Annotated in this window: 13 protein-coding genes; 2 read left to right on the top strand and 11 right to left on the bottom strand. The window is 68.3% G+C overall.

Annotated features, from left to right (window positions below; all coding sequences use genetic code 11):
• Positions 1–49 precede the first annotated feature (49 nt).
• The 4 genes from QOI01_RS19250 to QOI01_RS19265 are packed head-to-tail and all read right to left on the bottom strand — an operon-like array spanning position 50 to position 3,806.
• Positions 50–799: a deoxyribonuclease IV gene (locus QOI01_RS19250; protein WP_526383722.1), complete on the bottom strand. Its 750-nt coding sequence runs from the start codon at positions 797–799 to the stop codon at positions 50–52.
• A 30-nt stretch (positions 800–829) separates the two neighbouring features.
• Positions 830–1,774: a 1-phosphofructokinase family hexose kinase gene (locus QOI01_RS19255; RefSeq protein WP_526383724.1), complete on the bottom strand. Its 945-nt coding sequence runs from the start codon at positions 1,772–1,774 to the stop codon at positions 830–832.
• Positions 1,771–2,547, bottom strand: coding sequence for a DeoR/GlpR family DNA-binding transcription regulator (locus QOI01_RS19260; RefSeq protein ID WP_526383726.1), 777 nt, complete (start codon positions 2,545–2,547; stop codon positions 1,771–1,773). Before QOI01_RS19260 ends, QOI01_RS19255 begins: the two co-directional genes overlap by 4 nt.
• Positions 2,544–3,806, bottom strand: coding sequence for an FGGY-family carbohydrate kinase (locus tag QOI01_RS19265; RefSeq protein WP_526383728.1), 1,263 nt, complete (start codon positions 3,804–3,806; stop codon positions 2,544–2,546). Before QOI01_RS19265 ends, QOI01_RS19260 begins: the two co-directional genes overlap by 4 nt.
• Positions 3,807–3,891: 85 nt before the next feature.
• On the opposite strand from QOI01_RS19265, the gene QOI01_RS19270 reads away from it, so the two are divergent.
• The gene (locus tag QOI01_RS19270) at positions 3,892–4,743 is read left to right on the top strand and encodes a class II fructose-bisphosphate aldolase (RefSeq protein ID WP_526383730.1); all 852 of its coding nucleotides are present in this window, start codon (positions 3,892–3,894) and stop codon (positions 4,741–4,743) included.
• Positions 4,744–4,745: 2 nt separating this feature from the next.
• Here QOI01_RS19270 and QOI01_RS19275 read toward each other — a convergent pair whose 3' ends face one another.
• From QOI01_RS19275 to QOI01_RS19295, 5 genes are read right to left on the bottom strand one after another with little or no spacing between them, the layout of a single operon-like run.
• Positions 4,746–5,789: an ABC transporter substrate-binding protein gene (locus QOI01_RS19275; RefSeq protein ID WP_526383732.1), complete on the bottom strand. Its 1,044-nt coding sequence runs from the start codon at positions 5,787–5,789 to the stop codon at positions 4,746–4,748.
• Positions 5,779–6,915: an ABC transporter permease gene (locus QOI01_RS19280; protein ID WP_526383734.1), complete on the bottom strand. Its 1,137-nt coding sequence runs from the start codon at positions 6,913–6,915 to the stop codon at positions 5,779–5,781. The genes QOI01_RS19275 and QOI01_RS19280 overlap by 11 nt, the downstream gene beginning before the upstream one ends.
• Positions 6,912–7,676 carry an ATP-binding cassette domain-containing protein gene (locus tag QOI01_RS19285; protein ID WP_526383736.1) on the bottom strand — a complete coding sequence of 255 codons (765 nt, stop codon included), beginning with the start codon at positions 7,674–7,676 and terminating at the stop codon, positions 6,912–6,914. The genes QOI01_RS19280 and QOI01_RS19285 overlap by 4 nt, the downstream gene beginning before the upstream one ends.
• A complete protein-coding gene (locus QOI01_RS19290) occupies positions 7,673–8,707 on the bottom strand; it encodes a class I mannose-6-phosphate isomerase (protein ID WP_526383738.1) in 1,035 nt (344 codons plus the stop codon). Before QOI01_RS19290 ends, QOI01_RS19285 begins: the two co-directional genes overlap by 4 nt.
• Entirely contained in the window at positions 8,704–9,729 is a 1,026-nt protein-coding gene (locus tag QOI01_RS19295) for a zinc-dependent alcohol dehydrogenase family protein (protein WP_526383740.1), read from the bottom strand. Before QOI01_RS19295 ends, QOI01_RS19290 begins: the two co-directional genes overlap by 4 nt.
• A gap of 175 nt (positions 9,730–9,904) precedes the next feature.
• Here QOI01_RS19295 and QOI01_RS19300 point away from each other — a divergent pair, with 175 nt between their 5' ends.
• Positions 9,905–10,912 carry a LacI family DNA-binding transcriptional regulator gene (locus QOI01_RS19300; RefSeq protein WP_526383742.1) on the top strand — a complete coding sequence of 336 codons (1,008 nt, stop codon included), beginning with the start codon at positions 9,905–9,907 and terminating at the stop codon, positions 10,910–10,912.
• 76 nt (positions 10,913–10,988) lie between these two features.
• Here QOI01_RS19300 and QOI01_RS19305 read toward each other — a convergent pair whose 3' ends face one another.
• Both QOI01_RS19305 and QOI01_RS19310 read right to left on the bottom strand, forming a co-directional pair.
• Positions 10,989–11,858 (bottom strand): type IV toxin-antitoxin system AbiEi family antitoxin, encoded by an 870-nt coding sequence (locus QOI01_RS19305; RefSeq protein WP_526383744.1) that lies wholly within the window; start codon positions 11,856–11,858, stop codon positions 10,989–10,991.
• A 201-nt stretch (positions 11,859–12,059) separates the two neighbouring features.
• Positions 12,060–12,340: hypothetical protein (locus QOI01_RS19310; protein ID WP_526383746.1), on the bottom strand; the 281-nt coding region annotated here is incomplete at its 5' end.

A 12,340-nucleotide genomic window follows, 5' to 3' on the forward strand; every position in this document is an offset into this window, starting at 1 on the left:
ACCGCTGCGCAACCCGGTGTTTGAACGCCGTCCGCCCGTGAAACCGTGATCAAACGTTGTCGCGCAGGAAGGCGATGTCGTCCTTGCGGCCCTCGTCGGAGGTCTCGCAGATGACGGGCGCGTCGGCCGCCTTCACGACCGCAACGAGAAGTTGCGGATCGATCTGGCCACTGCCGAAGTTCGCGTGCCGGTCCGCGCCCGAACCCGCCGCGTCACGGGAGTCGTTGCAGTGCACCAGGTCGATCCGCCCGGTGATGGCCTTGATCCGCTCGACGGCATCGATCAGCGCCTCACCTGCGGCCCATGCGTGGCAGGTGTCCAGGCAGAACCCAATTCCCCTGTCTCCGATGTGATCCCACAGCCGTGCAATGGTGTCGAAGTGACGTGCCATCGCGTGGTCGCCGCCCGCGGTGTTCTCGAGGTACACCGGAACGTCGGTCTTCAGACTGTCCAGCGCCTTGACCCAGCGCTCGAACCCGGCCTCCATGTCGTCGTCGTCGGCGTGTCCGCCGTGCACGATGACCGCCGTCGCATTGATCTCACCGGCCGCGTCGCAGGTGTCCTGGAGGATCTTGCGCGACGGGATGCGCACGCGGTTGTTCGCCGACGCCACGTTGATCAGGTAGGGCGCATGCACGTAGAGCGGCACGCTCGACGCACGCAGCACGTCGGCGTCCTCACGTGGCTTCGGCTTCTTCCAGCTCTGCGGGTTGCCGAGGAAGAACTGCACCACCTCGGCGCCTTCGGCCCGGGCTGCGGTGAGGGGGTCTTCATCGTGAACGTGCGAACCGATCAGCATCAGGCCAGTTTAGTGATGGACCCGACAACCTCAGGTCAGTGGCGTGCCCGCCCGGGCCGAGCCGATGGTGACCGTGCGCCGCGGGTCGGGCACCCCCAGCAGCGTGCCGTCGTGTTCCACGGCGGTCGCACCGAATCGCAACGCATTGGCCAGCCCCTCGGCGCCGCCGGAGGGTGCGGCGAGGAACCCGGCGAGGAAGGCGTCGCCCGCCCCGACGGTGTTGACGACCCGGCGTGCGGGCGCGGTCCCGTGCAGGGCCTCGGGCAGGTCGGCATCGACCAGAATCGCTCCGTTGCCACCGAGACTCACCAGCACCGTGTGCACGCCGCGGGCCAGCAGCGCGTGTGCCGCAGCCGTCACGTCGCCGACGGTTCGCAGCCTGGCGCCGAGCGTCTCGGCGAGTTCCTCTGCGTTCGGTTTGATCAGGTGCGGCAGCCCGTCGCGGCCGTTGTCCAACACGGCCTTCAGCGCGCTGCCGGACGCATCCACCGCCACCCGTCGTCCCGCAGCACTGGCATCGGCCACGGCGCGCGCGAGCCTGGTCGCCGGGAACCCCGCGGGCAGGCTGCCCGCCCAGAGCGTCCAATCGCCCGCATCGCCGACCGCCAGCGCCGCCGCACAGAGGGCCTCGATCTCGTCACGGGACAGCGCGGGGCCTGGCTCGTTGACCTTGGTGCTGCGTCCGCCGGCTTCGACGAGGGAGAGATTGCTGCGCACCGGCCGCGCGATGGGTACGCCGACGATGTCGAGACCAAGGACGTGCAGTCTCTCGACGATCTCGTCACCGGTGGCGCCCCCGACCGGCAGCACGGCGCACACGTCTACGCCTGCACCGTGCAGAGCGAGCGCCACGTTGACGCCCTTTCCGCTCGGCTCCGTCATGCTGGTGGTCGCCCGGTTCACGCTTCCCGGCGCGAGCCGCGGCAGGTGCAGCGTGCGGTCGAGGCTCGGGTTGGGAGTGACGGTCACGATCATCGGTCGGCCACCTCGACGGCGATGTCTGCGGCCCGCAGTCGGCTTCGATGGTCTGCGGTGGCCGCGGCATCGGTGATCAGCACGTCGACGTCGGACAGGGTGGCGTGGCGCGCGAGGCTCTCGTGGCCGAACTTGCTGGAGTCGACCAGGAACACCCGCTGACGAGCCGCGGTCAGCATCTGGTGCTTGACGGCCGCCTCCTCGGGGTCGGGCGTGGTGAGCCCACGATCGAACGACAGGGCGTTGGTGCCCAGGAACGCCACGTCGACGTTGATCGCGGCCAACGCCTGCACGGTGAGCGCGCCGACGCCCGCCATCGTCGGCGTCCTGATTCGTCCGCCGAGCGTCACGACGGTGATGCCCCGACGGAGCAGTGTCGCCCCGACCGGCATGGAGTTGGTGTAGACGACGAGTTCGGTTTCCGTGGGCAGTATTTCGGCGAGCGCCAACGTGGTGGTGCCCGCGTCGAGCAGCAGCGAGGCACCATCCGGCACGAATTGCAGCGCACGGTTGGCGATGGCGGACTTCTCTGCCATCCGCTCGCCGCGGTCGGTGACGTTCGGCTCGGCGCGGCTGGGCTCCCGGGGAACGGCACCGCCATGTACCCGTCGCAGCAGTCCGCGGGATTCGAGGAGTGCGAGATCCTTGCGCACACTCTCGGCACTGATGCCGAAACGCGCTGTTAGTCGGCTACTTTCGACACGTCCTGCCGCATCGAGCAGACGCAGCACCTCAGCGTGCCGCTCATCGGCGAACCAGGTGCGCGCGGTCACGGCTGACCCAGGTGGTCGGCCACGCCGATCGCACCACATGCCCGTGCGGCGAGGGTGGCTGCACCGAGGCTGCCCGCCTCCTCGACGGTCGAGACGTCCAGTGGTCCAAATCGAGAAGCTTTGGCGCGCATCACCTCTGCGCTGTGCCGCCATCCCCCGGTGACCACGACGCGCACCGCAGGGCCGACGACGGCGTCCATCGCGCGGTGTAGCGCCAGCGCCTCGTCGGCGGCCGCTGCCACCACGTCTCGCCACTGCGCGCCGGGGCCGGCATCGGGCGAGCGCTCGGCGGCGGCGTCGAGTTCGGCAACGTCGGCGGGGTCGAGGCCGAGCCGTTCCAGCACGCGCAACTGCGCCAGCCCACCCTCCGTACCGCCAAGCAGACTCCAGTGCTCGGGTTCGATGCTCGGGTCGGTCGTGATGCCTGCGGCTGCGAGCCGGGCGACGTCGCCGCGGGCGGGAACCGGGGTGATCGTGCGCACCAGCGCTTCGGCCGTGCCCGACGAATCCAGTTCGTGGCCCGGCGCGGTGGCGCGGGCGCCGAGGGCGGACGCCTGGTGATCGTGTCCGGCCAACGTCAGCACGGCACCATGAAGGAGCGGATTCATTGCCGCGGACGTGATCGCACCGACTGGCACACCCGCCGCAACGAGCGGAGGCATCAACCCGCGGGTGGCCCCCGACCAGTCGAGCGCGTCGTCCCACCAGTCGCGCGCTGCTACGTCCAGCCAGCCGGTGCGTCCAGCCAGAGACAGCTCGAGAACCGCATCGCCGCCAAGTCGCCGCACCACCCACCCGCCGACGTCGAAGCGGACCGTCGCGTCGCGGCAGGCGGGCTCGTGGCGCAGGAGCCAGCGGTGCTTGGTCAGCGAGAACTGGCCCCGCAGGGGCTTTCCCGCAATGCCGCCGAAGGCGTCGGCGCCGATGGTCGCGGCGAGGTCGGCCACCTCGTCGTCGTCACGGTCGTCATGCCAGGCGATGACGGGAGTCAGTGGGCGCTCGCGCGCATCGGTGAGCACCCCGGATTCGCCCATGCTGGTGATGCCGACCGCCCGGACCGGCACACCCGCAGCTTGCACCGCGAGGTTCAGCGCATCGAAGGCGCTGCGGCACAGGGTTTCCGCGTCGATTTGCGTGCCGAACGGGCCGGTGTCCCACGACGTCGCTGCGCGGCCGGATCCGAGCACTGCACCGTCGGCGTCGTAGATCACCGCCTTGCTCGACGTCGTGCCGACGTCGAGTCCGGCGAATGCAGCCATTTCACTCCCGCCCATTGCCTGAATTGGGTTTGCGTGGATATGGTTGCGTATCGTTGGAGGCATCGTCAAGTCCTGAAGGAGCGTCATGCCGCTGGTCGCCACGGCCGAACTCATCGCAAGCGCGGCCAAGCGCGGCGGCGGTGTCGCGGCCTTCAACGTGATCACCCTCGAGCACGCCGAGGGCATAGTCGCAGGCGCGCAACGGATGTCAGTTCCGGTGATCCTGCAGGTGAGCGAGAACACGGTGGCGTTCCACGGCGCCCTGCGCCCGGTGAGCGCCGCGCTGGTGGCGCTGGCCACCGACGCAGGGGTACCGGTCGGCCTGCATCTCGATCACGTCGAGGCGCGCGATCTCTGGGAGCAGGCAGCGGCGGCCGGCTACTCGTCGGCGATGGTCGACGGCGGCGCACTGCCCTACGACGGCAACGTCGCGGTCACCGCCGAGGCCGCCACACTGCTGCACGGACAGGGCCTGGCGGTCGAAGCGGAGCTCGGCTACGTCGGAGGCAAGGACAGTCAGGCGACCAACGCGCATTCCCCCGGCGTACGCACGGACCCAAGGCAGGCTGCCGAATTCGTCAACGCGACAGGCGTTGACGCACTGGCCGTAGCGGTCGGGAGCTCACACGCCATGACCACCAGGACCGCCGAGCTCGACATCGACCTCATCGCGGCATTACGCGACGCGGTACCCGTGCCGCTGGTTCTGCACGGCTCGTCCGGGGTGCCCGACGACACGCTGCGCGCCGCGGTGCGCGCAGGCATCGTCAAGGTGAACGTCGGGACTGCGCTCAACATCGCCTACACCGGTGCGGTGCGGACGGCGTTGACGGCCGACGGCGGAACGGAAATCACCGACCCGCGCCGGGCGCTGCGCTCGGCACGGGCCGCGATCGCCGACACCGTCGCGCACCTGCTCGACGTCGTCAGCGGCTGAGCTCAGCAGTCGGACTTGTAGGCTGCGGCACCGCCATCACCGTCGAGGTTGTCCTTGGTGATGATCGTGAAGCCCGTCTGCACGTTGCGGGTGTTCTGGCCGCCGTCCAGTGCGGTCACTGCTTCGTCCACGCCGAATTTGCCGATGGCGCCTGGGTCCTGGGCCACCAGTGCTTGCACGGTGCCTTCGCGCAGCGCCTTGATCTGATTGGGTCCCGCGTCGAATCCGACGACCTGTACCTGCCCGCTCTTGCCCGCCTGCTTGATGCCGGTGGCCGTGCCCTCGGCCGCGAACAGGTTGACCGCGAAGACGCCGACCAGATCGGGATCCTTCTGCAACTGTGCGCTGACCAACTGCGCCGCGGTTGCCGGGTCGTTGTGGTCGTACTGGATGCCGACGTAGGCGAACTTGGGGTCGGCCTTGACGGCGTCCTCGAACCCCTTCCCACGAGCGTCGGTCGTCGAGACGCCGGGCTCCAGGCCCATCACCATCACCTTGCCGCCCTCGGGATGCAGTTGCTTGATGGCGTCGAATGCCGCCGCCCCGCCGCCCTCGTTGTCACTCGCGATGGCCGACACCGCGAATGACGGATCGGTGGTGGTGGTGTCGACCAGCACTACCTTGACGCCGGCCGCGGCCGCCTGCTGGAGCGGCTGCTGCAGCGCCTGGACGTCGGTCGGTGCAATCAATAGCGCATCGGGCCTGCTGGCGATGATCGAGTCGAGGATTGGCCGCTGCAGTGTGGGGTCGAACTTCTGCGGGCCCTGCGTGTTGACCGTCACGCCGAGCTTGGCCGCCTCGTCCTGCGCACCGCACTGCATGGTGATGTAGAACTGGTCGCCCACCACACCCTGCAGGAGCGCGATCTTGTAGTCCTTGCTGGCTTTTGGCGGTGCGGCCACCGTGGTGGCCGATGCCGCCGACGACGCGCCCGCCTGCGCCGACGTCCCGCTTGGTTCGGACTGCGGTTTCGACGACGTACACGCGGCCACCGGCAATGCGAGCGTCATGACGCCCGCGACGAGCAAGAGACGCTTACGGAACATGTGCTTTCCCTTCGTTTGAACCTCGCTTGGACCCTCTGCGGTTGAAGAGGTTTCGAGATCGTGCGCTGCGCAGGGCCGCCGCCCGCCGGGACTGGTCGACGTAGACGGCGGCAATCAGCACCGAACCGACCGCGACGCCCTGCCAGTACGGCTGGACGCCGACGATGACGAAGCCAGACTGGAGCACTGCCGGGATGAACAGTCCGACGAGGGTACCGAAGACCGTGCCCTCTCCGCCGAAGATGGACGTGCCGCCGATGACGACCGCGGCGATGACGTTGAGGTTGGTCAGCGACTGGCCCGCGATGGTCGTGGTGCCGTACTGGGCCAACGACAGGAGTGCGCCGAACCCGGCCAGGGTGCCAGCCAGCGCGTAGACGGCGATCAGGTGCCTGGTCACCTTGATGCCGGTTCGACGCGCGGCCTCCTGGTTGGAGCCGACGGCATAGGTGTAGCGACCGAACCTGGTCTTGTGCAACAGGATTGCGCCAACGATCACTACGATCAGCGCGACGAACGGCAGACCGGGGATGCCCAGCACCTTGACGTAGGCGCTGAAGTCGGTCAGTTCATTGGGCACAGAGCGGATGTCGATTCCACCGGTGAGCACCTGCGCCAAACCCAGTGCCACCGAAAGCGTTCCGAGGGTGACGATCAACGCAGGCACCCTGGCCTTGGCGACCAACACGCCGTTGATGGCGCCCCACACCATCCCGCTGAGCACGGCGGCCACCAGACCCGCCGCGGCCACCCCAGGGCCGCTGCCCCCCATGGCATCCATCACCTTCGCCGCGACCACGGACGAGAACACCAGCACGGATCCGACGGACAGGTCGATTCCCGAGGTGATGATCACGAACGTCATACCGACGCCGAGAACCGCCCACACGGCCACGTTCTGGGAGATCAGCGAGAAGTTGCCCGTCGAGAGGAAGCGGTCACCCGCGACGACGGAGAACAACAGGCAGATGACGATCAGAACGCCCAGGATCCAGAACGCTTGCAGGCCAAGGGCTCGCTTCAACAGCGAGTCGTCGCCGTCATCGGTCCCGCCCCCGACGACGACCGAGGACTGGTTCGCCGGATCGATGGGCGATCCGCTGTGCTCCTCGCTCGCAGTACTCACGCTGCGCTCTCCTGCCCGTCCAGCGCTCCGGTCATCGCACCGATCAACGTCTCGACGCTGGTGTCGCTCCCGGTGTACGTGGCCACCCGGCGGCCGAGTCGCAGCACCTGGATCCGATCGCAGATTTCGAGGACGTGCGGCATCGAGTGGCTGATGAATACCACCGCAATGCCCTTGTCGCGCACCCGCTTCACCGACTCCAGGACGTTCTTGGTCTGCACCACTCCGAGCGCGGCGGTCGGCTCATCGAGGATCACGACCCTGTCCGCCCACGCGATTGCGCGCGCGATGGCGATGCCCTGACGCTGACCGCCGGACATCGAGCCGACGGGCGTGTTCAGCGATCGCACCGTGGCGCCGAGTTCCTGGAACGACTCGGCAGCTTGGCTGCGCATCTGCTTCTCGTCGAGGAATCCGAGCTTGCCGAGCACCCCCTTGCGGCTGATCTCCCGGCCAAGGAACACGTTCTGCACGGGGTTGAGATGCGGCGCGAGAGCCAGGTCCTGGTACACGACCTCGATCCCGAGGTCGTTGGCGTCACGTGGACTGGACAGCCGCACCGGGGACCCGTCGAAGTAGATCTCGCCCTCGTCGAGGTCGAGGCTGCCCGAAAGCGCCTTGATGAGTGTCGACTTGCCCGCGCCGTTGTCGCCGATCAGCCCGACCACCTCGCCGGGCTCGATGTCGAAGTCGGCGCCGTCGAGGGCGCGGACGTGGCCGAAGCTCCGCGAGATTCCCCGCGCCTCCAGCAGTGCGGTCATGGAGTGCCTTCCGTGCTGTGTGGTCGGTTGGGCGGCCAGGTGGTACCGGGCCTGCAGACGAGCAGCCGGACGTCGCCGTCGACGTGCCAGCTTCCCGTGGCTGCGGGGATGACGAGCGTCTGCCCGGCGGCGACGTCGAGTGGTGCGCCGTGCGTGGACATGACTGCACCGGAACCGGCCAGCGCCAAGGCGACGGCGAATCCGGCAGGTACGTCGCCACCCGTCGTCAATAGCTCCATGCGGAAGTAGGGCGCGGCGGCGGGGGGCAACACGGCCACCAGCTCGGCGGCGGCCGCGCAGGCGTGCCGCATCAGCAGACCGGGGTCCGGCAGGGCGGCGGTGTCGACGACCGACAGTGCCGTGTCACGATCCAGCCCGAGGAACACCTCGGCATCCGTCGCGGTGGTATTGGTGCGCTCCAACAGGATTGACTGATCGGTGGGCTCCTGCGCCTCGACGAGGAGCACGCCTGCGCCAATCGCGTGCGGAGTGCCGCCGGGCACCAGGACGCCGTCACCGGCGCACACCGGGATTCGGTGCATGAGCGCCAGCATCGCCTGGGTGTCCTGCTCGTCTACGAGCCGGCGGACGTGCTGCTGGTCCACGTCCTCACGCCACCCGACCCAGACTGCCGCGTCAGCGCCCGCCTCCAATACGTACCAGGCCTCGGTCTTGCCGTAGGCGCAGCCGAGATGGCGAGATGCATAGTCGCGGGTGGGATGCACGTGAACCGGCAGGCGCTGGCCCGCGTCGAGGAGCTTCACCAGCAATCCGGTGTCGCCCGGCTCACCGTCGTCGCGCCCCAGCCATGCGATCGGATCGGTGCGAACCGCGTCGACCAGTAGAGTTCCGTCGGCGAGATGGGCGGGCCCGCGGTCGGGTTCGCCGAATCGCGCGACTGTGGCGCCGATCCACTCCTCGGGGCAGCGGTCCCCGACCGGGGGAAGCCCGCGCCAAGAGGCCAACGCGGGGCCACCTGCGTACCAGTGTTCAATGACATTGGGCGGCAACAGTTGTGGCTCTGGTTTCATGGCACGATCACGACCTTGTGGGCGCTCGGCTCGCTGCGCAGCGTCTCCAGCGCGAGGCCGTAGTCGTCGAGGGAGAAGCGATGGGTGACGAGGCCGTCGGTCCGGACCCGGCCACCGCGCAGCGCGTCGATGGCGGCGCCGAAGGACGTCATCTCGGCGAACGAGCCCCTGATGGTGATCTCCCGCCGGAACACGTCGAACGGACGGAAACGCACGACGTCGTCGTCGCGGGTGACCCCGTAGATCAGCACCGTCCCACCGCGACGGGTGAGTGGCACGCAGATGTCACCCACCACGGGCGAACCCGTCGCCTCGACGACGACGTCGTATCCGTCGGCGTGGGGTGAGGCTGCCAGCAGGGCGGCGACGTTGCCGTCCGGATCGTCCCGCGAGATCCGCACGGTGCGGTCCACACCGAGACGGCTCGCGGTGTCGAGCTTGAACTGGCTAGGCCCTGCCACCGTCACCGACGACGCGCCACCGGTGGCGATCAGCTGCGCCAGCAGCAGGCCGGTCGGCCCTGCGCCGAGGACCAAGGCGCTGCCGCCGGGGCGCATCTGCAGGGACTCCAGGCCGTGCATCGCACACGACGTCGGTTCGCTGAACACCGCCGTCTCGACGGACAGGCCCTCGGTGGAGAACACCAGCCGGTGATCGGCGATCGCGTACTCGGCGAAGAACCCTGCGATGTTGCTTCCGAATCCCAACATGTCCGCGCACTGGCCCAGGCGACCCGCCAGGCAATAGGGGCATTGCCCGCAGTACACGTTCGGGTTGACGGTGACCTGCTCGCCGATCCGGAACCGGGTCACGCCCTCGCCGAGCTGGTCGACGACACCCACCAGCTCGTGGCCCGGCACCAGGGGGAACACGGCGCCGAATTCGCCCTCGTGGATGTGGAGGTCGGTGCCGCAGAGCCCTACCCGGCCGACCTTGATGCGCACCTGCCCCGGCGCCGCCTCCGGCGTCGGGACGTCGGTGACCGACCACGTCTTCGGGGCCTCGTAGTAAACGGCCTTCATCCCTCTGCGACTTCCTCTTCCTCGAGTCCGTTGCTGTTACCTGCGTCACTCCCATGAGTGCTTCGAGGCCAGACGGTACGCCACTTCGGTGCGTATGTCACCGGTGTCAGAAAATTTCCGCCGCGACTCTGACATCGGTGACATACTGGCCGCCGACTCTGAAGTGGAGGCGGCGATGTCGACCATGCGTGACGTGGCCCAGCAGGCCGGCGTCAGTGCGAAGACCGTCTCCCGCGTGGTCAACAACGACCGCTACGTGTCCGCCGACGTCCGGATGCGGGTCGAGCGCGCGATCGAAGAACTGCAATACGTACCCAACATGCTGGCGGTCACGTTCCGCACGGGCCGCGACGCCGCGATCGGTGTGGCGGTGCCCGGTGTGGGCGATCCGTTCTTCGCAGGCGTCATCGGTGCCGTGGAACGGGAGGCGAGCCGACGGGGTGTCGCCGTGATCGTCACCAGCGTCGGCTGGGAACCGTCTCACGAGCGGCAGTCCATCGAAGCGGTGCTGCACCGCAGGGTCGCGGGCATGATCATCTGCCCCGTCGGAACGGACATGTCGTTCCTTCGCCCGTGGCAGGCGCGTGCGCCGCTGGTGTTCGTCGACCGGGTGCCAGGCAAACTCACCGCCGACTCGGTGGTTCAGGACGACATCGGCGGAGGGCGACAGGCGACCGCGCACTTGATCTCCCATGGCCACCGGGGCATCGCGTTCATGGGCGACGACGCGGTCACCGGGGTTCTGCGCCTCAAGGGTTGCAGGCAGGCGCTGGCCGATGCTGGCCTGACGCATGCCGACACACTCGTACACCTCGGCGAGGTCGACACCCCGAACGTCACGGCCGCGCTGCGTCGGATACTCGCCGAGCCCGACCCGCCGACGGCGGTGTTCTCGTCCAATGCGCGCTGCACGGTTTCAGTGGTTTCGGCGCTGCAGGCGTTGCGGCGCAATGACATTGCGATCGTCGGCTTCGGCGACTTCCCGACCGCCGCAGCGCTGGAGCCGGCCATCACGGAGATCGACCAGGACGGCGAGGGGATGGGGCGCTTCGCCGCCGAGCGTCTCTTCGACCGACTCGACCAACCCGGCCGAAAGTTCCGGCGGCGCAACGTGCTTCCGGTCTCGTTGGTGACGCGGACGTCGTGCGCGATGCCGGGTGAGACCGTTCGCACCGGACACTGACCCCTTTCTCCGCGAACAGACGCAAAAGTGCGCAAACGTCGGGCGTGTCGGGCACATTTGCGTCTGTTGGGCAGCGTCATGGCTCGCGCAGGTGCGTGAAGATGCGTCCGACCAGATCGAACGGCCGGTGCCGTACGTCGTCCACCACGATGGGCACCGTCTTCCAACCACACTCCTGCAGGCGCGCCGTCTTCATCCGATCGTGTTTCAGCGCCTCGGGACTCGCGTGCCATTCCATGCTCTCGTACTCGGCGATCAGCATCGCCTCGGGCCAGGCGAAGTCAACCCTCCAAAGATCACCGCACCGGTCGATGATCTCGTACTGCAGCTCGGGCATTGGCAATCCGCCCTCGACGAAGACGAGCCGGGTCTCACTCTCCATCGGCGACTCGGCCCGGCCGTCGGCGTACTCGAGGAGCTCGCGCACCCGCACGATTCCACGCCGACCCTTCTGCTCGCGGACCGCATTGCGGAGGTCGGCGACGGTGCAGGCCTGCACGTGCAAGGCGGCGTCCAGTGTCGCCAGCGCACGCGGCCGGCGCAGCGTCCGGGCCACCTCGACCGCGGTCCACGCGGGTGCGGCGACAAAACGGTCTCGCACCCTCGTCAACGGTGCACCCGCACGTTGGTGCACCATCACGCGTTCCGTCGGCCGCATCCGAATGGCGGGGTCCAGGACGTGCACGCGCGGGTCGGTCTCGGTGTCGAATCCATAGAGGTCCGCCGCGGTGTTCATACAAGCCACCATTTGTCGACCGGTCATCATTTCCAGCGCCGCCAACCGCCCCAACACGTCAGGCGGCGCCAACGCATACACCCCGTGGCACACCCGCACGATCGCGCCTGCCTCGACGTGGCGGGCCAACGTCCTTCCAGACAACACCGTCGAGAGGTCAGCGGCTGTCGCCAAACCGGCTGGGCCGCCGAAAAAGTCGTCGAACAACACCTTTCGATGTTGGCGCGCCCGCCCTCGGCGCGACAGATGCAGGAGGCAATCTGTGGACGACGCCGCAACTGTTGATAGCCGAGCAGACACAAATGTGCGCGACACGCCGGTCAGTGGCGCACATTTGCGTCTGCTCGCGCGAGACAGCATACGAAAAGCCCCGCCGCGCAATGCGCGACGGGGCCTTCTCGTCTGCAGTGACTAGCGGTAGTCGCTGAATCCGTAATCGTCCAGCGGCACGGCCTGGCCGGCGCCCTGACCGAAGTCCGGGCTGTAGTACTGATCCTCGTAGGACGGGATCGTGTACGCCGCCGCCCGAGCTTCCTCGGTGGGCTGCACCGTGATGTTGCGGTAGCGGCTGATGCCGGTACCGGCCGGGATCAGCTTGCCGATGATCACGTTCTCCTTCAGACCGTTGAGCCTGTCGCTGCGGCAGTTGATCGCCGCATCGGTCAGGACTCGCGTGGTCTCCTGGAACGACG

The sequence above is a fragment of the Mycobacterium sp. genome, from assembly GCF_032162605.1.
GTDB lineage: Bacteria > Actinomycetota > Actinomycetes > Mycobacteriales > Mycobacteriaceae > Mycobacterium.